The organism is Natronorubrum amylolyticum (genome assembly GCF_052040145.1).
Classification (GTDB): Archaea; Halobacteriota; Halobacteria; order Halobacteriales; family Natrialbaceae; genus Natronorubrum.
In genome coordinates this window covers 577,768-599,251 of sequence record NZ_JBPPFW010000001.1, presented here as the reverse complement: position 1 = coordinate 599,251, position 21,484 = coordinate 577,768, and the positions used below count along the sequence as shown (strand labels likewise).

The window sequence follows — 21,484 nt, the reverse complement described above, 5'->3', positions numbered from 1 at the left end:
ATCAAGACCTGAGAATCCAGTCCACGGATAAGTGTCTCTGGAAGATCGTTCACGATATGTGTTCAGTTGTGCGTAGGCTCACTACTCTCCACCAGCATTGCTCGACGGGTGAGTCACGGTCGTGACGCTCGTCAGCGTGATTATCCCCACCTACGACCGGCCATCGTTCGTCGAGGGCGCGGTCGAAACGGCACTCGAGCAGACGCACGACGAGATCGAAGTTGTGATCGTCTGCGATCCGCCGGTCGAAGAGACGCGGGCCGTCCTCGAGCGGTACGAGGACGACGAGCGCGTTCGGCCGTTCTACAACGACGAGCGACTCGGAATCGCAGCGAGCAGAAACGTGGCGATAGCGCGGGCTCGCGGCGAGTACGTCTGTATTCTGGACGACGACGATCGGTGGGACCCCGAGAAGGTCGAAAAACAGCTCGCCGTCATGGAGGCGAACCCGGACTGCGGGGTCGTCTACACCGGCGGTCTCGTCCGACAGAACGGCCGAACGGTCAGCACCTACACGCCGTCGATCCGCGGCGAGATCTATCCGGAGATCCTCGCCCAGTTCGATCTCAAACCCTACTCGAGTCACATGATCCGCGCCGAGTGCTTCAGGACGGTCGGTGACTACGATACGAATTTCGATTGCGGGGAAGACTGGGATCACGCGATTCGAATCGCCCGCGAGTACGAGTACGAGTACGTGGACGAGTCGCTGATCGTTCGGCATTTCCACGACTCGAACGTGTCGGCGGCGGCCGCGATCGAGCGGACGGATCACCTGCAACTCGAACTCGACGGGACCGCTGATATCTTCGGGCAGATCTGGTCGAAGTATCGCGAGGAGATCGAGCGACATCCCCAGATCGAACGGCGACTGCAGTACGACCGACACCTCTCCTGGGGATGGACGGAGATCGAGCGGGGCAACCGACGGCGGGCGCTCCGATACGGGTGGGAGGCGACGAAACATCGTCCATCGCCAGCCAGCCTCGCGATCTGTTGTTTCGCCGTTCTCGGCTCGTCGGCACTCGACGTCGTCCGATCGGCTCGCGACACGGTCGCTCACACCCAGTTCGACCGGTCGAACGACGTCCGACCCGCGAAATAAGAATGCGTTCCGTGTCCCATCTGCACGACACGTCGGGTCCGCTCGCGGCCGTTAGTATCCGGATAATCGCCCTCGAGCGGCCCCGGATTCGAACTCGAATCCCTCGGCCCGACCGACCGTAATTCGCTCGAGAGCTGTGCGGGGCGGAGCGACAGTCGTCCAGACTCGAGTCGGACGTGTAACGGATATACCCGACGACAACGTGTCGCCACGTTCGGTGTGATCTTCCGTCGGTCCAGCCTCCGGACGCTACAGACGGGGACCGTCGCCGGCGTATCGGCCCTCGAATACCGTCAAAACGGCGGGATCGTCCTGCGTCGGTCCGGTCGCTTCAGTATCGTTGCGACTGTTTCACCGGGCGAAACGGTCTTATCTGCGGTATAGTGAACCGCCGAAAGACGAAACGAACGGGTAGTGAACGTCATCTCTCTCGTACGCGGTGGGTATTTCGCTCGCCAGCGTACACAGACCGATCCTCCGGTTCGATTTCCGGCGAACCGACCCGCAGCTACGCAACCGAATCAGTTCGCAGGCGCGGCGCTCAGCCGGACTGCGAGCCGACGACGACCGGCTGCGAAGCAGTCGGAGACGTCACGAACGGACGACGCAGCGAGTACGTAACTCAGACTGTCATTCAACTCTTACCAATGTGCCCCAACGTCAACCAGCAACCGACACGGACGCGGTCCGCCCAGCGCGGCGTACAGGTACTGCTCACCGTCAGCGGAATCGTCTTCCTGGTGGCCGGGCTCGCACTCGCCGCCAGCGGCGCTTCCCTCGGGAGCGCGCTCGGTGCGGTCAACGACGACTGGGGAGACACTGATGGATCGGCTGACGACGTCGGCTCGGACGACGACTCGGGGTCCGACGACGAAAACGGCGGCGAAGACGAGAACGGCGGAGACGGTGACGACGGCTCCGACACAGACGATGGGGACTCCGATAGCGGTGACGGAGGCGACGGCGACGACCAGGACGACGGTGACAACGATGACCAGGACGACGGTGACGATCAGAGTGGCGACGACGATCAGGACGACGAGACCCACACCCTGACCGCGATCGTCGAGGACGACGACGGCGACGAGATCGACGACGCCACCGTCGAGGTCGACGGCGATATCGCCTCGAGCGAGGAGCAAGCGGCCGACGACGGCGAGGCCGAGTTCGAACTCGAGGACGGCGATTATACGGTCACCGCGAGCGCGGATGGCTACGAAGACGCCGAAACGGACGTCGAGATCGACGGCGACGACGAGACGGTCACGCTGGAACTCGAGGAAGACGACGATGACGACGAGACCCACACACTCACGGCGATCGTCGAGGACGAGGACGGCGACGAGATCGACGACGCCACGGTCGAACTCGAGGAGGGCGGGTTCTTCGGCTCGAGCGAGGAGCAAGACACTGACGACGGCGAGGCCGAGTTCGAGGTCGAGGACGGCGACTACACGGTCGTCGCGAGCGCGGACGACTACGAGGAAGACGAAGTAGACGTCGAGATCGACGGCGACGACGAGACGGTCACGCTGGTGCTCGAAGAGGACTAACCGGTCGCTGAGCCTCGGAACGGCGCTCGAATAGGTGGTTTCCGACGCTAATTTCGACTGATTTTGGTCGGTATGTGTACGGTTTCCGGCGCTTCGAAGAGTTGCTGCCAGACGATCCGAACCACCAGATCGCCTATCAGGCGTACGATAGGCTGGCAGCTGGCTACGATCGTGAGGACGATACAAACCCGTAAACGCGTCCTCGAGCGACCGGCGACTTACTCGTTGCTTCCCGACGTGACCGGAACTCGCATCTTCGACGCCGTCTGTGGCACCGGTCACCTCGCCCGCGAACTCGAGGATCGCGGTGCGGTCGCCGTCGACTGCTCGCGGAGGCGAGCGGGCGCTCGATGCCGACTTCCTTCGAGTGGACCTCGGTCGCGATCTTCCGTTCGCGGACGGTGCGTTCGACGGCGTCATCAGTTCGCTGGGATTTCACTCCGTTCGAGTGTGGGGCCGGGTTTTGTGCCTTCGTCACGTTCTCCGGTCCGATGGCTGGCTGATCCTGTCGGTCCAGCATCTACGCGCGGACTTCGAGGAGTACGATGACGCCCGGAACTCCCACGAAACGGAGCGGGTATCGGCGGCGTGGGACCCGCTCGGGGATCCGTAGACGTTTCAGCGTATCCCCGCCCCCTCTCTGCGATGGTCTCACCGGTACTGAAGGCCGACGTCCGACTCGAGCGGCTTCTCGAACTGATTCACGGATGCGTATCGGCGGGACCCGAAACGGTACGATTAGGAAGCGACTCGGCCGAACTTCCGCTGTTTGATTTTCCGTTTCACGTGCGACTGTGAGCGGTTACGACTACGCTCGCGGGGACGGACATCGATCGGCAGGCGGCCGCCTCTGTCGTCCACGTCGCGCTTTGCCGTGTTCGAACGGATCCGTCTTCCAGGCACGATCGACTCGAGGCCCTAGACGCGCCGCTGGTCGGCAGGTTGCTATCGATGCTGGACGAATAGCTGTCCCTCGAGACACAAACGCGGGTACCGTCCGAACGGCGTCAGTGAAAAGTCGTCAGTACCGCGGCGTTTCGATCACTCGACCGTCACGCTCTTCGCCAAGTTACGCGGCTTGTCGATCGGTCGCTCGAGTAGGTCCGCGGCGTGGTAAGAGACCAGCTGGAGCTGGACGTTCGCGAGCAGGCCGGCCCAGACGGGGTGGGTGTCGGGAATCGACAGGTGAACCTCGGCGACGTCGGTCAGCGGGTGATCGTCCGGACTGACGGCGACGATCGGCGCGCCGCGGGTCTGGGCTTCGATCGCGTTCGTCTTCGTCTTCCCGTCGCCGCTGCCGGTTGCGACCGCAAACACCGGCGTCTCGTCGGTCACGAGCGCGAGCGGGCCGTGTTTGAGCTCCCCGGCGGCGAACCCTTCGGCGTGCTCGTACGTGATCTCCTTGAACTTCAGCGCGCCCTCGAGCGCCACCGAGTGGCCGAGGCCGTTGCCGATGAAGAAGTACGACTTGCTGTCGACGGTGTCCCGGGCGAGCGACTCCGCGTCGGTCGTTTCGAGGACTCGCTCCACGTGTTCCGGGAGCTCTTTCAGCTCCTCGAGCATCGTCTCGCGGTCCTCGGCGGGGGTCGCCGTCGGAACGTCGGCCGCGAGCCGCTGGGTGAGCAACGCGAGCGTGACCGCCTGCGACGAGAAGGTCTTCGTCGCGGCGACGCCGACCTCCGGGCCGGCGCGGATGTAGATCGCGTCGTCCGCCTCGCGTGCGGCCGTCGATCCCACGACGTTGGTGACGGCGAGCGATCGGGCACCGCGCGCAGTCGCCTCGCGGACGGCTTCGAGCGTGTCGGCGGTCTCACCGCTCTGGGTGACCGCGACGACGAGCGTCCCCTCGTCTACGGGTCCCGACATCGACGTATACTCGCTCGCACGGACGACTTCCGTGCTGATCCCCGCCGAACGAAGCAGGTTAGCGCCGTACATCGCCGCGTGATAGGACGTCCCGCAGGCGACGAACTGGACGGTCTCGACGTCTTCGAACGTGCCGGCCGGCAGTTCCTCGAGCGCGACGTCGCCGTCGTCGATCCGGCCTTCGATCGTGTTCGAGAGCGACGTCGGCTGGTTGTTGATCTCCTTGAGCATGTAGTGGTCGTACTCGCCTTTCCCAGCGTCCTCCGGGTCCCAATCGACGGTGTCGGTCGATCGATCGAGAGGAGTGCCCTCGAGATCGGTGATTCGGTAGGAGTCGGGGTCGAGAACGACGATATCGCCGTCCTCGAGGTAGATCACTTCGTCGGTGTGGTCGAGGAAGGCCGGCACGTCGCTTGCGAGGAACCACTCCTCGTCGTCGAGTCCGAGGACGAGCGGCGAGCCCTTGCGCGCGGCGTACACCGCCTCCTCGCCGTCGACGATCGCGGCGATCGCGTAGCTGCCCTCGAGCGTCTCGACGGCGCGGCGGACCGCCTCCTCGCTGTCGCCGGTTTCCGTCCGGTACTCGTCGATGAGGTGGGGGATGACTTCCGTGTCGGTGTCGCTCTCGAACTCGTGGCCCTTCGCTTGCAGCTCTGCCCGAAGCTCGTCGTAGTTGTCGATGACGCCGTTGTGGACGACCGCGACGTCACCAGCCGTGTCCGTATGCGGATGCGCGTTCGCGTCGGTCGGCGGGCCGTGGGTACTCCAGCGCGTGTGGCCGATCCCCATGTTGCCGTGGGGCTGGCTCTCGAGCGAGGACTTGAGGTCGTCGACCTCGCCCGAGCACTTGTGTACCTTGACGCCGGAGCCGTTCTGGACGGCGATCCCCGCCGAGTCGTAGCCGCGGTACTCGAGGTTCTCGAGTCCCGACAGGAGCGTCTCCGCGGCGTCACCGTGACCGATACGCGCGATGATACCGCACATCAGCCGCTCACCTCCGCTCGAGCGGCGATCGTCGGATTCGTCGCGCTTGTCAGACGGTCTGCAACGGGTGCCGCGTTCGGAACGGTCGTACCCGGTCGGTGCGTGGGAGCTGCCTGACGGACAGTGCGATTGTGTGTCATTGATATCACCTACCCACGCCCGTCGACTGCGAGACGGGGCGGGTCGTTACAATCGTCAAGACCGACAGCGGCCATTACTATACCACGGATAAGCTGAGCGCTATCGTCTGTATAACGCGAAATTCGTTTGCAGTTCGTGCAAACGAGGCGTGAAACTGATGAGAAGTCGCCGATTCCGCCGGTAACGGGGATGTCGGTAGCCGACAGGTGCCGGCTTTGAGTAGCGGCGGCTCCGGTGACCGATTAGGTCGAGTTCAGTCCGCCTCGTCCTCGACTCAGACGATACTCCGCTTCGGACGGTCACGATGGCGACGTCTGGCCGATCACGACGGCGACGGCAGCTGCACGCTGGGCTGGCGTGGTCGTGTGGGAGAAGAAGCGACGGAACGAATGCGATCGGTTGGAAGACCGTGGTGTGCGTGGCGGAATCCGACCGATCGTCTCCGTCGAACCGAGAGACGCCCGATCGCACGGTTGTCGTGCGATCGGTACTGAACCGTTTCAGTCAGTACGAGAGTGGTGCGAGAGTGTGGTGCGTACTCACTGAATTGGTTTTCCGGTGTCGGTACACTGCGTTTCCGTCTCCGGCTCTCGGTCGGACAGGGTGATGAGATTCTCTCGGCCGACCGAGGTCTTCTCGATCGTGCCGTCGGTGTGCATCTGCGAGCAGATCCGGCTCACTTTCGACTTCGACCAACCGGTTTCGTCGGCGATCTGGTGTTGGCGAATGCGGCCGTGATTTGCGACGAGCAATCGAACCACCTCTCCCTTGTCGCTCAAGAGTTCGGTCGGTGTCTCGGGTGAGAGATACTGTTCGTAGGGTCGGTGATCGTCGGTTGGTGTGTCGGTTATCTCACCCGACTCGTCCGCTGACTGTGACAACAGCGGGTGCGTAGCGAGTTCGACCTCCCGGTTCGACAGCAGTTCTCGCAGGCGGATGCCGACGAGTCCGCAGATCAGTAGGAACAGAACCGCGATCATCGCCGCTTCCCAGATCGATGCGCCGCGTAGCATCGACAGCCAGGATACCGGTCCACCCAACTGATCGCTATCGCTGGGAGCTACCGATGCGAACGTCTGGACGTCGAGTCGACGAATCGGCACCGAACCCGTACTCGAGGACACGCTGCTGTGTATCGAGGCGAACGCGGGTCCGAGTTCGATCTGGGAAGTTGAAACCATGTGTTTCACGGTTCTGACGCGGTCGGTGGGTCCGGATCACGACGTTCGTGATCGAACTGACCGCATGAATCATCGGACCGACGCCCCCTTCATTATGAATCCGTATAGGCCCGTTTAACACCAGTATAAGCCGCTGAGGCCGATATTGACGCGGACCATCTGAGCCGCCGACTCACCCCCAGCAGATCGCCTCACGAGCGGATGGTCGTTGTGCAACCGTTTATTCTGGCTATAGTAAACCACCCGAACTGTCTCTGGATGGATGAGGAACGCGACGGCACCGAGCCGGACGAAACCGTCACACGAGCGGGTGTGACGGCCCAGCGACCACGTATCATCTATGACCACGACAATCAGCGACACCGAGAACCGAGCGGACGACCGAGAGCGCGACCGACTACCCCTTCGATCGGGCGACGAGGGGACCACCCTCGAGCACGTCGACGAACAGTCCGCCCGAGAGGCGACGATCTGCGTCGTCGGGCTCGGCTACGTCGGCCTGCCGCTTGCGGTCGGCTTCGCGCAGTCGGACTACCGCGTCATCGGCTACGATATCGACGAATCGACGGTCGAACGTCTTCAGGACGGCGTCGACACCACCGGCGACCTCTCCGACGAAGCGATCCTGGACGGCGACATCTCCTACACGACCGACGCGGCCGAGATCGGCGAGGCCGACTACGTCATCATCGCCGTACCGACGCCGATCGACGACGACGACCGGCCGGACCTTCGCTTCGTCGAGAGCGCGGCGACCACCGTCGGCTCGAAACTGACCGCAGGCACGACGGTCGTCCTCGAGTCGACCGTCTACCCGGGGACGACCCAGGACGTGCTGATTCCGGCCCTCGAGTCCGCGTCCGACCTCGCCGCGGGCGAGGACTTCTTCGTCGGCTACTCGCCGGAGCGCGCGACGCCCGGAGACGACGAACACGGGCTCGCACACGTCGTCAAAGTCGTCGGTGCACAGACCGAGCCGGTGCTCGAGGACGTGGCGACGCTCTACGAGTCGGTCGTCGACGCGGGCGTCCACCGCGCCCCCTCGATCGAAGTCGCCGAGGCGTGCAAGGTCGTCGAGAACACCCAGCGCGACCTCAACATCGCGTTCGTCAACGAGCTCTCGATGGCCCTAGAGCGGATGGACGTCGACACGCAGGCGGTCCTCGAGGCGGCGGGCACGAAGTGGAACTTCCACGACTACCGCCCGGGGCTGGTCGGCGGCCACTGCATTCCGGTCGATCCCTACTTCCTCGCTCACCGGTCGGCTCAGGAAGGGTACGAGCCCGAACTCATCCGGGCCGGTCGCGACGTCAACGAATCGGTGCCGGACCACATCGCCGATCTGACGATCAAGGCGCTCAACCAGTGTCACAAAACCCTTCGCGAGAGTCGTGTGCTGGTTCTCGGACTGTCGTACAAAGCGGATGTCGGCGACATTCGGAGTTCGAAAGTCGCGAACGTCGTCGACTCGCTTCGGGAGTACGATATCGACATCGAGGGCTTCGATCCGTTCGCGGACGCCGATGCGGTAGAGGACGCGTTCGATCTCGAAGTCCAGGAGACGCTTTCGTTCGACGGCTTCGACGCCGTGCTCCTCGCGACGCCACACGCCGAGTTCGAACGCATGGATCTCGAGGCCGTCGCGGCCGAACTGGGCGAGAATCCCGCGTTGGTCGACATCACGGGAACGTTCGACGAGGACACGGCCCACGACGCGGGATTCGTCTACCGGAGGTTGTGATCGCCAATGCGAGTCGTGATTACGATTCAACACCCCGGACACGTCCACTTCTTTCGGAACCCGATCGAGGAACTGAAAGCCCGGGGACACGAGGTTCACGTCTTCGCTCGCGAGAGCGACGTGGCCATCGCGCTGCTCGAGGCGTACGACATCGACCACGAGGTGCTCGCTGGCGAATCCGACTCGCTGCTCTCGCTAGCTACCGTGCAGGCGACCTACGAGACGCGACTGCTGGCCCGGGCGCGACGGATCGATCCGGACGTCATCACGGCCATCGGCGGCGTCGCCGCCGCCCACGTCGCGTCCGTCTTGCGAACGAAGAGCGTCGTCTTCTACGACACCGAACACGCGACGCTCATCACGAAACTCGCCTACCCGTTCGCGGACGCCATCTGTACGCCGGCGTGCTACCGCGACGACGTCGGCTCGAGCCAGGTGCGCTACCCGGGGTATCACGAACTCGCCTACCTCCATCCGAACCGGTTCGATCCCGATCCGGCCGTCCTCGAATCGGTCGGACTGGAGCCCAACGATTCGTTCGCCGTCGTTCGTCTCAGTAGCTGGGAGGCTTCCCACGACGTCGGCCACGGGGGGTTCGACGATCCGCGAGAGGCGATCGATCGGCTCGAGGACGCCGGTCTCGAGGTGTTGCTCACCGCGGAAGGTGAGCCACCGGCCGACCTCGAGTCCTATCAGTTCTCGACGCGACCCGAACGGTTGCACGATCTGCTCGCCCACGCCGATATCGTCGTCAGCGAGGGCGCGACGACCGCGACCGAAGCCGCGGTGCTCGGCACGCCGGCCGTCTACGTCAACCCGCTCTCGCTCGGCTACACCGCCGAACTCGACGCCGAGTACGGACTGCTGTTCGGCTGCAACGGCGACGATCGCCACGCTCGAGCGCTCGAGACGATCGACGACGTCCTCGCAGCGCCCGCTGAAACGTGGGCCGAGCGACGGCAACGCCTGCTCGAGGAACGGATCGACGTGACGGCGTTCGTCGTCGAACAAATCAAATTACACGCGCGCACGCGAGGTGCGAAACCGACGCCGGCGACCAATCCACGCTAACCTACTCATGAACGTACTTCAGTTGGTCACGTCCCCGCGACCGTTTTTCGACCAGCAGGTGTCGGTGCTCGAGGATCGGGGCGTCGACTGTACCGTCTGTCCCGTCCCCGGCGCACACCGCGGCGACTCCGGCCGGTCGCCGACGGACTACGTGCGATACTATCCGCGGATCCTCTCGGAACTCCGGTCGGGCGACTACGACCTGATCCACGCGAACTACGGACTCGTCGCACCGTTCGCGCTCGCTCAGCCGACCCGGCCGGTCGTTGTGACCCTGTGGGGGACTGATTTGATGAGCGACCACGACTGGCTCCGCTCGCTCAGCCGGTTCGGCGCCCGCCGTGCGAACGCGGCAATCGTCCCGAGTCGAGCCATGTCGAGCGTCCTCGAGACCGACCACGAACTGATCCCGTTCGGCGTCGACACCGACCTGTTCAGACCGATGTCGCAGGCGGACGCACGCGAACGCGTCGGCTGGGAGACCGACCGACCGATCGCGCTCTTTCCGTACGATCGCACGCGAGCCGTCAAGGACTATTCGCGAGCGCGACGGCTGGTCGAGCGCGCCGACGCCGACCTCGAACTGCGGACGGTCACCGGCGTCGACCACGAGGAGATCCCACACTACATGAACGCGAGCGACGTCCTTCTCGTGACCTCGAAGCGAGAGAGCGGCCCGATGGTCGTCAAGGAGGCCGCCGCCTGCAACCTGCCGGTCGTCTCGACCGACGTCGGCTTCGTCCGCGAGACCGTCGCGGACGTGACCGACTGCGTCGTCAGCGACGACGACACGGCGCTGATCGACGGGCTCGAGTACGTCGCCGACGTTCGGCACCGATCCGACGGCCGCGAGACGATCGACGGGCTGAGTCTCGACGCGCTGGGCGACCGTCTCCTCGGCGTCTACCGTGACGTGCTCGAGCGAGACGGGCCGTCGGGCCGACGAACGGAGGTGGGCCACGGTGTATAGCAGGCTTTCGGAGCTGCGACCGTTACGGCTCGATACCGTCGCGGCGATCGTCGGTCTCGCGCTCGCGCTGGCGTTGCTGCCGCTTCGATTCTTCGCCTCGCAGCTGTATCTCGAGACCGTCCCGTTGATCCTCGGGACGGCCTGCGTCCTGTATCTCGTCTCCCTCTATCAGGGGACGAACTCGACGAGCCTTCCGACGCTTCCGGCGGGAGTGGCGATGGCGCTTCCGAGCATCGTTCTGGCCGGACTCTCGGCGCTCGTGGTACTGACGGTGATGCAAGGCGCGCGGACGCCGCTCTTTTTCGGGGTGGCGAGCGTCGTCGGAACGCTCGTGATCGGACAGATCCTCTTCGTGAACGACCGCGAGTTGCATCCCGGAATCTTGCTGCTCCAGATCGTCGCCTTCGCGTTCGTCTTCCGGTTTACCGCCCTCTACGCGACGCCGGGATACATCGGGATCGACATCTGGACCCACGCGGAGCTCACGCAGGCGATCCTCGACGAGGGCTCCGTCGGCGGCATCTCCCACGACAAACACTACGCGTCGCCGTTTTACCACCTGTTAGTCGCGTCGTCGTCAGTGCTGTACGACGTGTCGCTGCGGACGGCGCTGTATCTCTCCGTCGGCATCGCGATGCCGCTGTCGGTCCTGCTCGTCTACGCCACGGCGAACCTGCTCGTCTCCGCGCGGTGGGCGACGTTGGCGACCGCCCTCTTCGCCCTCGCCAGCCACGTCTCGATGTGGGGCATGCACCTCATTCCGACCAGCCTCGGGCTGGTCTTCTTCCTCGCGATGCTGTACTCGCTGCTCCGCGTCATGCGTATCGAGTACACGATCCGTGACTTCGCGTTGCTGGTCCTGTTCAGCGTCGCCGTCATCCTCACCCACCAGGTGTCGACGTTCATCATGCTGGTGTTGTTGTTGGCGGCGTTTCTCGCCCAGATCGTCTTCGAGATCGACCCGCTCGGGCTGACACGCGTCGACACGAGCGTCTTCCGGTCGAAGAAGCCGGTCAACCTCATCGGACTCGTCGTCTTCAACTTCGGGCTGACGATCTTCGTCTGGTCGCTGACGCCGTACGGCAACCAGTCGTTCCTCGCGACCGTGATGAGCTTCTTCAGCCAGACGATAGAGGAGAGCGCCGGCTTCCTCAACATCGCGAGCGACACGGGCGACGCCGATCCCGACGAAGCGGCCCAAGCGGCGACGACGCTGCTCGACCAGGTCGTCCCCTACGTGGACGCCCTCGGATTCCTGTTCCTGCTCGGCGTCACGTTCGTCGGCTGTCTGTACGTCGTCCACCGCCGACGCGCCGAACAGTCGGTGTTCACGCTCCTGTTAGCGGCGGCGTTCATGCTCGTCTTCGTCCTCGGGCTGCCGATGTTCGGTATCCGGAACTTCATTCCGACTCGGTGGTTCGCGTTCCTCTTCGCGCCGATGGCTGTCCTCGGTGCCATCGGCCTGCGAACGATGGTTCAGGGACTCGAGCCTCGGATCGTCGTCTCCGTACTCCTGATCTTCGTCCTCGTCTATCCGGGTGCGATGATACTGGCGGTCGAGAGCAACTCCGAGAACCCGGTCTTCGACGATCACCACGAGCAGCTGGCGTACAACGAAGCGGAGCTCGCCGCGGTCGACTCGATCGGCGAGCTAACCGGCTCCCAAACTGGAAGCGAGATTCGCGAAGATCAGCGAATCCACACGGATCATCCGTACCAGACGCTGTTCTGGCGTACCGGCGCCTATCCCCGGTCGGGAATAGGCACCGCGACCGTACCGGACGGCGGCGTCGCCGACCACGAGTACACGGTCTACCGCTCGACGCAGTCGACCGATGCGGTCTACTTCACCGACGCCGACGGCAACGGACGGATCGAGCAGATCGACCAGCCGCAACTCTGTCGACCGGATCAGGCCACGGTCTACACGAACGGTGAAGTGACGATGTGTGCGGCCGGGCCCGGGTCCGGTTAATCGTCGCTCACTCGTCGCCGGAACACTCCTTTTCGATTCGACCTCGGTGACCCGTTTGGCGGTCCCGTTGGTTCAGTCCGGAGGAACACCTTTGGCTTCGGTTCCCGTACCCTGCGAGACAATGACGAACGCGAAGGCGATCTTTTTCGACCTGGACGGAACGCTGCTCGAGCATGGGCAGGCGTACACCGAGATACTGACGGCGACCTTCAGAACGGTCGAAGGGGAGGCCAGGGAGAAGTGGATCGAACGGTACATCGATGCTTTCTACGAGTTGTTCGAGGCGTGCGAGCCGGATCCGGTCCGGCGGGCGTTCGCCAGTATCGACGCCTGCTCGGAACCGGAGCTGCTGGCGGACGAACTCCGTAGACGGGAGACGGCGGCCTGTGAACCACCCGACGCCGTCTACGAGGATCTGGACCGCCTGTCGGACGGCTATCGGCTCGGCGTGCTGACCAACGGCTTCGAGGGCTGGCAGCGGCACAAACTTCGCGAACACGATCTCGAGCAGCACTTCGAGACGGTCATCACCTCCTATCAGGCCGGCGCGCACAAGCCGTGTGAAGCTCCTTACCGACTCGCCGAAGCGCGGCTCCCGGCGCGAGCCTACGCGATGGTGGGCGACGACGATTCGGACGTCGACGGCGCGACGAACGCCGGCTGGACTGCGTGCCGATACTCGGGCGACGGATTCGCTGATCTCCCCGATATCCTCGATTGGGAGTAGCCGACGAGGTGAGCAGCGATCGTCGCGATCACCGATTCGTTCGAATTTTCGGAGGCCCCGTCGAGCGGTAGCGCATCGACTGCTCGACGGAACCGTGTCAGCGTCCGCTCGACGAGAACCGTGTCAGCGTCCGTCCGAGTCCGATCGATCACTTTCGGCAAAGGCACGTCGCGTGATCAACGCCGACTTACGCCCGCAGACGGCCCCGAAGCCACCGGTAGCCGTCGGCAGCGATCGGCGCTCCGTCGATCAGCCAGAGCGTCACGACGGCGACGCCGAGCCCGAGCTGGAGAGCAACCGACGGCGTCACGCCGCCGGCGAGCAACTCGTTTACGTACCGGACGAAGTACAGGGCGAAGTGGTCGATGAACCCGCCGTGGTCGCCCGCCGCCGGCGACTCGAGCGGCCAAAGGACGACCCCTGATTCGAATCGCGACCCTTCCCGCAACGGGTCGTAGACGTCGGTCACGAGGTGTGAGCCGTACGCGAGTGCAAACGCGCCAGCGAGGAGTCGGTCGCCGTGTCTGGCGGCCACCGCGTACACCGCGAGACAGACGATCGGAGCGACGAAGATCGAGTGCCCGATCGAGTAGCCGGTTTCCGTGATCCCGAACGTCCAGGCGAGGGGTTTGTCGACGAGATCCGGGAGCTGTGAGCCGATGACGACAGCGACCGTCTCACGGCTCGTGGGTGCCCGTCTGAGGACCACGTTCGCGAACAGTGAGTACAGAACGTACGCGAAGGCGAGGTGCTCCCACGGAAACATCTATTCGGTCTCGATCGGAAGGTGGATCGCTCGATAGGCGTTCTCGGTCGTCGGCTCCGACGGCGGCTCGTCGTCGTAGAGCAACAGCGTCAGCCGGAGATCCTCCCCCTGCATCGACGGCGTGATCTCGAGCGGTTGCTCGTGTGCGTCGCCATGGGCGACCGTCGCCGATTGCCTGTCGAGTTCGGCCGCTTCGGTGACGGTCGCATCGCTATCGTTGGCGTCGCCGTCGTCGACTCGCTCGAGCAACGCCACGGTCGTGTAGCTGCGTTCCTCGTGTTCCTGATTGGTGATCGACACCGCGAGTTCGTCGGTCTCACCGGCGGTGTACGTCGATTGATACATCGTGTCGATATCCCCACTTACGGTCTCGGTTTCGACGGCGAACTCGGTAAAGCCGTCGCCTTGGGGTGGATTCGCGATCGCGAAGCCGGCACTCGCGACCAGCAGGACCAACGCGACGACGATCGCCACGTTGTACGGTCGGGTATTCGTTCGCGAGTACGCGTTCGGTCGTGATGGCGTGCGAAATAGTGACACAGACGAGAGCGATGGTGCGAAGCGGCGGTCGGCTGGACACCGATAGCGAGAACCGATCGCGAGTACCGAAAGCACAACCGTGAACACCGCAATCCCGGAGAGCACCGTTTCGAGCGTCAAACCCCTAGGGGTTGCAGACGCGAGAAGGGCAATCATCGGAACGGTCGCAACGCTAAAGACGACTGACAGTATCGCTCGCTCGACCGACTCGAGTCCGCCGGTGATGACGAGTGGATTTCCGAGCGCGGTCTCCTCGTTGTCGAACGGCTGATACTCGTCGGTTGGCTGATCTGGAAACAGTGCAGAAACGAACGCATAGCCCGGTAGGAAGCAGATGAGCGGAATAAGAAGCACCGTTCGGACGACGCCGTCGACGCCGGAAAATATCCCGAACGTCACTGCGCCAGTGATCGCGATGACGGCTGCGAGGTCGAAAAACCACCAGTGATTGTCGCTCATGAGGGAGTCGTTGGGGCGATAGCTGGTTTATTATCGGCACGGTAAGCAGCCTACTGAAGGGGGTGTCTGCCGGCTGCCTGACACACACATATCAAAAATTGTATACTGATTCTACGTAAGTCTCTTTCGCCGGTTCTGAACGATCCCACGGAGTACAACAGTCCCTCATTCGGATAGACGGTCCGCAATTTTTCCGATATGGCCCAGGAAATTAAAAACCTGCTCCAGATTCGAATACGCCAATAGATGCGCATAAGGGGCACTATAAGGCAGATATAAAAACACTAGAAAAGCGAGCAATGTTCGTGAATCTATCTAAATCGTGGACATCGACAATTTACAGTTCCAATGCTTTATTACCCCCTTCTGTTTACGGGATATTGGTGCGATGAACGCGACATATATCAGCGAAAAAGAACACGGTGAGCAGGAGACGGACGGTGACGTCGATCAGCCATCGGAAGCGCCTGTGGATGGTGACGTCGACCAGCCATCGGAAACGTCTGCGTTTTCGAAGGACGAAATCTTCCACCTGCTGCAGAACGAACGCCGCCGAATGGTTCTTCGATACCTTCGTGGCACCGAAGGACCGGTACGTATGCGCGATATTGCAGAGCAGGTCGCGGCGTGGGAACACGATACGACGGTCGAACAACTCACGTCCACGCAACGCCAGCGCGTCTACATCCCGCTCTACCAGTCTCACCTGTCGAAACTCGACGAGGCGGGTATTATCGACTACCAGAAAAACCGCGGTATCGTCGAACGGAAGCCACTCGCCAACCAGGTCGATCAGTACCTCCAGATCGAGCCGGCCGACGAATCCATGCCCGCGCAAGCGACCGACGAGAACTGGGACGACTACTACATCGGCGCGACGGTCCTCTGTTACGTCCTCCTGGTCGGTGCCGTCGTCGAGCTGCCGTTCACCTCGTTCCTCTCGGGGATCGCGTTGAGCGCGCTGATTCTCCTCCTGTTTTCGGTGCTGACCGTTAGCCGACTCATCAACCGATAACGGCTGATCGCCGCAGTGTAACTGTTATACGACAACCGTTAGTACGACGAAAATAGCTGCACCCAACACCGCGAGCGAAAGAAGTGTGAGAACCACGCCGGACGCCGTAATCGGTGGTGTTCTCGAGACGGCTGACGCCGTTGCGATGCCGTTCTGTGTTCCGGGTCGAACCTGTGGTGGCCGCTCGACGACCCCCTGGGACTCGTCGAACACGATGTCGTTCGAGGCGTCGAGTGCCGGAAGCCGATCCTGATGTAACTGTTCGTGGACGGCCGCCCAAGTTTCGACCGGCGGGTCCGCGGGGGCGATCAGCTTATCGGCGACCTCGTCGACGGTCACCGGCGTACTCATCTCGTCGAGTTCGACTATCAGCGCGGTATCGGACTCTGGGACGAAGTGCGCTGCTCGTCGGCTGGACACGGACGGCTCCTCTGAAAGATCGCTCGGCGGGGAGTGATAGATCGTCACTCCGGCGCTGGTGTCCGGATCGCCGTCGGATTCCTCTCCGGGAGGGTCTTCCGACGAGGACCGAAACCAAGGCGGCGTCAAACGCATGTCTCGCGCTAAAACTGCGTGACATATAAGTATTGTCTCGGTTTGGCGGCTGCAACAGATCTATCCCGTCATTAGACGGGTTTCGGCCGGTGTTCTATCTCGTCGAACCGTATTCACGGCGGGCGATTGGCATCGAATGCGTTATCCGATCGTTGACTGCGGTGGCGAGAGCCACGGAATGGATCGGTCTCTCGAGTCCGTCCAGCATTCGAGCCACCCGCGAAGGTCGATGAGCCGAAGCTTGTGTCTGGCGGGGAGGTCGTGAACGTGTTCGGCGTCGGCGAGCAGCCGCCGGTCGAAGTCGTGGCGTTCGAAGAGGGTCTTGCGGTCGGGCCAAGGCGGTTGGAACGACGAGAGCAACGGCGTCTTCCGACGGACGAATCGTTCGATCTCGTTGAACAGCATCGTATCGTACGGCCGATCCGGTGGCCTGTGTCGCAGCACGTCGCCGTCGAGCTGTTTGCACGCCTGGAGAAAGGTCTCGGTCGTCCGGTGTTCCGGTGGCGTCCGGAGGTGCCAGTCGACGAGTTCGCGGTCGGTCGCCAGAAACGACGTCAGGAACTGATCCGAGAGGTGGTTGTGGAACGGAATCGACGGCTGGTTGGCGATGCCGACGCAGGTGAGCGTGTTCTGTACCGTCCGCGCGCGATCCCCCCTCGCGTCGAACTCGGCGTCGATCGCCTCCCTGACGAACGACTCCGGCTCCACGTCGAACGACGTTCGCTCGGCGAGTTCGAGGCTGGCATCGCGGCTGTAGCCGAACTTTCCGAGCAGCGACTCGATCGGGTCCGGATCGGGGTCGAGTCGGGAGACCGGGACGCGTTTGCCGAAGACGTCGACGCTGTCTTGTGCGGTGAAGTGACCTCGGAAGAACGTATCACAGAGGAGTCCGTGATACATCGTGTCGACGTCCATCTCGTCGGTGTAGCCCGCGTGATGGATGTGCAACGATTCCTTGATCCCCTGCGAGTACCGGATCTTCGACTCGTCGGCGCGAAGATAGCGCTCGTCCGGCGGAAACGCGGTGTGGCTCGCGCCGTACTGCTCGGCGAGTCGTTTCGCTCCCTGTACCTCCTGTGCGTCCGGCGAGCCGACCGTATAGCTGTGGTCGATATCGGCCACCTGCGAGAGGATGATCCGCGAATCGTACCCCGCCGAGAGGAGCACCCCTTTTTCCCCCGGAAGCGCCGACCGCCGTCGAAGCGCGCGCTCGAGACGCTCGGCGAGTTCGGTCGCGTAGTCGAACTCTTGTGGCTGATAGACGAACCGGTCGAGCGAGTCGACCGAATCAACCGTCAGCGCACTGTCTATCGGGAGCCGGCTCAGTTCGCCCACGCCGGTTTTCTCCCCGAGAGTCACGCCAAGATGTAAGAACTCGAGGATGCCGTTTCGGTCGAGCGTCGGGTCCGCGACGGGACGGCTGACCTCGGCGGGGTCGGTGCCGAAGACGCGAACGCCGGGATCGTCGGTGTAGAAACACTCCCGGGAGCGGACCACGTCGGTCGCGACGATCGCTTCGTCGGCGGCCGCGGAGTCGAGCACGGCGACGTACGAGCCGTTGAGTTCCGAGAGCGCCTCGCGGCCGTCCGCCTCGTAGCGCTCGAGGAGCCACTGTGCGGCGTTCGAGGCGTCGCCGGGGACGTACACTTCTCCCCAGATGACGCAGTAGCCGTCGTCGCCGGCGTATCGCGCGCTCCAGCCGTGAGTTCCGAGGTCGGAGTCCCTGATCCCGACCGTAATAGTCGAGCCAGCGAGCACCTCGTCGAACTCGTCGCTGGATCTGAATCGGTCGAACGTCTCGATACTCCCGAACACGCCGAAGAGCTCCCTATTCATCGTCGAAGATCACTGTATTGTCGACGCACGAAAGACGACCGATCGAACGAACTGGTCGTCACGCACGTACGCCTGATTGGTCCCACCTCCGGCCCTGCGGTCGTTAACTATGCCATTGTTAAGCCTCGAGACGGTCGCACGGCGGTGATCTGAACGATGGGTGATTGGGACTATCGTCTCTATAATAATGGGATCACTGTCGATACCTTCGACTCGTCTATGACATCCGACCGACCGACGCGGCGACGAATCCTCGCACTGTCCGGTGCAACCGCGGCCGCTGGTCTCGCGGGGTGTACCGATCGCCTCGAGTCGCTCACTGGCAGCTCCGACGGTGACGACTCCTCGGAGGAGGGAGAAACCACCGAGCGTGCGGCGGCGCTCGCGGACGGCGTTCCGTCGCTCGAGACCGAGTACAACAGCCGCGAACAGTACCGGCAGCCGGGAGCGTCCTTCGATGACTTCGAGGACCTCGACGAGTGGGAGGTCGTCCAGGGCTCCGGGGAGGCGGACGAGGAGGTCGTCTTCGACGGCGATCAGAGCTTCAAACTGGAGTCCGACGGCAGCGAGAACGTCGTCGCCCAACGAGATCTCAGCGGCGAGGACCTCTCCGAGACGGACCTCTCCTTTGCGATCCGGACGACGACGCCACAGAACATCACGATCAATCTGCGTCTCGTCGACCAGTTCGGTAGCGAGCGCGTGTACTCGCTCCGCGAAATCACGTACCGCGAGCCAGACGTCGGCTGGTTCCGCACGAGCCCCGGCGTCTTCCAGCAGAGCGAGTACGAGCCCGCGATGGATTCGCTCGACCGACTCGAGATTCAGGTCCTCCACTCGATGGACGAGGCGGAGGTCTGGATCGACGACCTCCGTACTCACGAGAAGCCCGATCAGGGCTACGTCATGCTGGTCTGGGACGACGGCACTAACGACTACTACGAGACGGCCTCGCCGCTGCACGACGAGTACGGGTTCCGAACCGTTCAGGCGCCGGTTCCGCGGTGGACCGAACAGGGCCGCGACGGCGTCATGTCGGTCTCGGAGCTCCAGGAGCGCCAGGAGGAGGGCGACCAGATCGTCGTCCACGGGACGCACACGCCCATTCACGAGTACGACGACGACGAGGAGATCGAGAACCGGCTCCGAAACGACAAACAGTGGTTCATTAACAACGAGTTCGAGGGCGCCGACTACATCGTCTACCCGCACAACAGCTACGACCGCTCGAGCCTCGAGCAGAAGACCAAGTACCAATACTGCGGCGGCTTCAACCAGGCGGGCAACGTCAACACGACGAGCGTCTACGGCTTCGATCCGCTGGCGCTACCCCGAACCATCGGCCACGACATCGACATCTCGAAGCGCTGTGTCGATCTCGCCGCCGAACACAACCAGTGTACGATCCTCAACTTCCACGAGTTCGAGGCGAACAACACGATGCCGGAAGACGACTACGCGGACCTCCTCGAGTACATCGACGACGCGGACGTCGAGGTCATCACGTTCGACGACCTGTGGGAGCTGCGGACCGAACAGCACTACGAATAGCGCTCCACGTCAGCCGAAGCCGTAGCGTGCGTCCCGTCGCTCAGTACCGAATCTGATCCGTTCTTCGCGTGCCACCGATTCGCTGCTACCGCAGTCGTCGTCCCGAAAGTACCGTTCGTCTCCTTTCGTCCCGTTTCGTCGACAGCGCAGCGACCATGGGACATAGCCAGGTGCGGACGACCGATCAACTCGCCGAGAGCGTAATCTCCTCCGTAGCAGTCGCCCCTGTATCGTCGGTTACGCGCAAGACGACCGAGTGGTCGCCGTTCGCACTGATCGTCACCTCGAGCGTCTCACCGGTCGCGTCGAAGCAGCCATCGTTGCCGACGTCCCACTCGTAGCAGGCGATTTCACCGTCCGGCACGCACGAATGCGAGCCGTCGAGGACGATCGTCTGGCCGGACTCGAGGGACAGTTCGTCGGCGTCGCTCGGATCGGTCGTGATCGTCGCGGTTAGCGAGTCACGGTCCGGCGTGTCGGTCTCGTCGTCCGGCGCGTCGTCCGCTTCGTCCGGCGTTTCGTCGTCGGGCTGTTCTTCGATCGTTTCGTCCGAGTCGTCCGCTTCGTCCGGGGACTCGCCGTCCGCGTCGTCCGCCGGCTCCTCGGCGGGATCGTCAGGAACGTGGCCGTTGTCGGGCACCTCCTCGGGGAACAACTCGTCTTCGACGAGTCGCTCGGCGATCACCGAGTGCCACCGAACGCGGGCCTCGAGGTCGATATCGGTCGACAGCGTCTCGACGAGGTACGCGTCGGCGTCCAGGTCTCGAGCCGCCTTGTGGACGAGAAGCCCCTGCGGATCGTTGTTGGGCCCGGAGAACCGACCGGTCTGGAACGCGAGGTCGGGATCATCAACGTGGTTCTGCGTGACGTAGTCGGCGGCGTCAGCCGCTTCGGCCGAGGTGGCGTCGCCGTCCGAGTGGAAAATCGCCTGTCCGACGCCGTCGACGGGGTCGCCGGCGTAGATACCCGTCGACTCGTGGAGATCGAGGACCACGTCGGGGTCAGACTCGGCGATGACGTCCCAGAGCGCCCGCGCGAGTTCCGTCTCCGGCTCGGTGCCTTCGTGGAACTGCCGATTCAGGTCGATACCCTCCTCGCCCGTCCGCGTTCCGCGATCGACCGCGACGGCGTTCGCCTCCGGAACCGTGACGAGCGTCCCGGCGTCGATCGTCCAGTCGGCGATCTCGTCCGCGGCGACGTAGCCGGCGACCTCGTTGCCGTGAACGCCGCCGACGACGACGACCGTGGGTCCGTCCGCTTGCGCGGTCGTGACGTGTACCGTCGTCTCGTGGGCCGTCCCCTCGAGTAGTTCGAACGACTCCCGTGAGACCCCCTCGTCGGTCTCGCTGCTCGCCGTGGTGGCGCCGATACCCGCGAGGACGGCACCGGCCGTAAGTGACAGTGCTGTTCGTCGTGAGAGTGAGTTCCGTTGCATCCGATCTCCCCTT

Annotated in this window: 17 protein-coding genes; 10 read left to right on the top strand and 7 right to left on the bottom strand. The window is 63.4% G+C overall.

The features are described from left to right. The first annotated feature begins 121 nt into the window (after nucleotides 1-121). The 3 genes from ACSFDB_RS02990 (at nucleotide 122) to ACSFDB_RS02980 (ending at nucleotide 3,271) form a co-directional block, all read left to right on the top strand. Nucleotides 122-1,105, top strand: a complete 984-nt coding sequence (locus ACSFDB_RS02990; protein ID WP_440769558.1) for a glycosyltransferase family 2 protein — start codon at nucleotides 122-124, stop codon at nucleotides 1,103-1,105. Between the two features lie 647 nt (nucleotides 1,106-1,752). Further along, nucleotides 1,753-2,658 carry a carboxypeptidase regulatory-like domain-containing protein gene (locus tag ACSFDB_RS02985; protein ID WP_440769557.1) on the top strand — a complete coding sequence of 302 codons (906 nt, stop codon included), beginning with the start codon at nucleotides 1,753-1,755 and terminating at the stop codon, nucleotides 2,656-2,658. Nucleotides 2,659-2,926: 268 nt separating this feature from the next. Continuing rightward, a complete protein-coding gene (locus ACSFDB_RS02980; RefSeq protein WP_440769556.1) occupies nucleotides 2,927-3,271 on the top strand; it encodes a class I SAM-dependent methyltransferase in 345 nt (114 codons plus the stop codon). 428 nt (nucleotides 3,272-3,699) lie between these two features. On the opposite strand, the gene glmS is transcribed toward ACSFDB_RS02980, so the two are convergent. Next, nucleotides 3,700-5,508 carry a glutamine--fructose-6-phosphate transaminase (isomerizing) gene (glmS, locus tag ACSFDB_RS02975; RefSeq protein WP_440769555.1) on the bottom strand — a complete coding sequence of 603 codons (1,809 nt, stop codon included), beginning with the start codon at nucleotides 5,506-5,508 and terminating at the stop codon, nucleotides 3,700-3,702. 680 nt (nucleotides 5,509-6,188) lie between these two features. Further along, nucleotides 6,189-6,830, bottom strand: a complete 642-nt coding sequence (locus tag ACSFDB_RS02970) for a helix-turn-helix transcriptional regulator (RefSeq protein ID WP_440769554.1) — start codon at nucleotides 6,828-6,830, stop codon at nucleotides 6,189-6,191. Nucleotides 6,831-7,170: 340 nt separating this feature from the next. Between ACSFDB_RS02970 and ACSFDB_RS02965 the strand changes: the two genes are divergently transcribed. The 5 genes from ACSFDB_RS02965 to ACSFDB_RS02945 all read left to right on the top strand — a co-directional run bounded on the left by ACSFDB_RS02965 (nucleotide 7,171) and on the right by ACSFDB_RS02945 (nucleotide 13,314). Beyond that, the gene (locus tag ACSFDB_RS02965; RefSeq protein ID WP_440769553.1) at nucleotides 7,171-8,571 is read left to right on the top strand and encodes a nucleotide sugar dehydrogenase; all 1,401 of its coding nucleotides are present in this window, start codon (nucleotides 7,171-7,173) and stop codon (nucleotides 8,569-8,571) included. A 6-nt stretch (nucleotides 8,572-8,577) separates the two neighbouring features. Beyond that, entirely contained in the window at nucleotides 8,578-9,642 is a 1,065-nt protein-coding gene (locus ACSFDB_RS02960) for a DUF354 domain-containing protein (protein ID WP_440769552.1), read from the top strand. A 7-nt stretch (nucleotides 9,643-9,649) separates the two neighbouring features. Then, nucleotides 9,650-10,612 (top strand): glycosyltransferase, encoded by a 963-nt coding sequence (locus ACSFDB_RS02955; RefSeq protein ID WP_440769551.1) that lies wholly within the window; start codon nucleotides 9,650-9,652, stop codon nucleotides 10,610-10,612. Then, on the top strand, nucleotides 10,605-12,587 hold the full coding sequence (locus tag ACSFDB_RS02950; protein ID WP_440769550.1) for a putative glycosyltransferase family protein: 1,983 nt from the start codon (nucleotides 10,605-10,607) through the stop codon (nucleotides 12,585-12,587). Before ACSFDB_RS02955 ends, ACSFDB_RS02950 begins: the two co-directional genes overlap by 8 nt. A 121-nt stretch (nucleotides 12,588-12,708) precedes the next feature. Next, nucleotides 12,709-13,314 (top strand): HAD family hydrolase, encoded by a 606-nt coding sequence (locus ACSFDB_RS02945; protein WP_440769549.1) that lies wholly within the window; start codon nucleotides 12,709-12,711, stop codon nucleotides 13,312-13,314. A 187-nt stretch (nucleotides 13,315-13,501) separates the two neighbouring features. On the opposite strand, the gene ACSFDB_RS02940 is transcribed toward ACSFDB_RS02945, so the two are convergent. Both ACSFDB_RS02940 and ACSFDB_RS02935 read right to left on the bottom strand, forming a co-directional pair. Continuing rightward, nucleotides 13,502-14,080, bottom strand: coding sequence for a metal-dependent hydrolase (locus tag ACSFDB_RS02940; protein WP_440769548.1), 579 nt, complete (start codon nucleotides 14,078-14,080; stop codon nucleotides 13,502-13,504). Continuing rightward, entirely contained in the window at nucleotides 14,081-15,079 is a 999-nt protein-coding gene (locus tag ACSFDB_RS02935; RefSeq protein WP_440769547.1) for a DUF1616 domain-containing protein, read from the bottom strand. It abuts the gene before it with no gap. Between the two features lie 388 nt (nucleotides 15,080-15,467). On the opposite strand from ACSFDB_RS02935, the gene ACSFDB_RS02930 reads away from it, so the two are divergent. Continuing rightward, the gene (locus ACSFDB_RS02930; RefSeq protein ID WP_440769546.1) at nucleotides 15,468-16,094 is read left to right on the top strand and encodes a DUF7344 domain-containing protein; all 627 of its coding nucleotides are present in this window, start codon (nucleotides 15,468-15,470) and stop codon (nucleotides 16,092-16,094) included. Nucleotides 16,095-16,118: 24 nt separating this feature from the next. On the opposite strand, the gene ACSFDB_RS02925 is transcribed toward ACSFDB_RS02930, so the two are convergent. After that, a complete protein-coding gene (locus ACSFDB_RS02925) occupies nucleotides 16,119-16,514 on the bottom strand; it encodes a hypothetical protein (RefSeq protein WP_440769545.1) in 396 nt (131 codons plus the stop codon). 276 nt (nucleotides 16,515-16,790) lie between these two features. Continuing rightward, on the bottom strand, nucleotides 16,791-18,485 hold the full coding sequence (locus ACSFDB_RS02920; RefSeq protein ID WP_440769544.1) for an asparagine synthase-related protein: 1,695 nt from the start codon (nucleotides 18,483-18,485) through the stop codon (nucleotides 16,791-16,793). A 219-nt stretch (nucleotides 18,486-18,704) separates the two neighbouring features. Between ACSFDB_RS02920 and ACSFDB_RS02915 the strand changes: the two genes are divergently transcribed. After that, nucleotides 18,705-20,036: a polysaccharide deacetylase family protein gene (locus tag ACSFDB_RS02915; RefSeq protein WP_440769543.1), complete on the top strand. Its 1,332-nt coding sequence runs from the start codon at nucleotides 18,705-18,707 to the stop codon at nucleotides 20,034-20,036. A gap of 184 nt (nucleotides 20,037-20,220) precedes the next feature. Here ACSFDB_RS02915 and ACSFDB_RS02910 read toward each other — a convergent pair whose 3' ends face one another. Then, entirely contained in the window at nucleotides 20,221-21,471 is a 1,251-nt protein-coding gene (locus ACSFDB_RS02910) for a PKD domain-containing protein (protein WP_440769542.1), read from the bottom strand. Nucleotides 21,472-21,484: the final 13 nt, after the last annotated feature.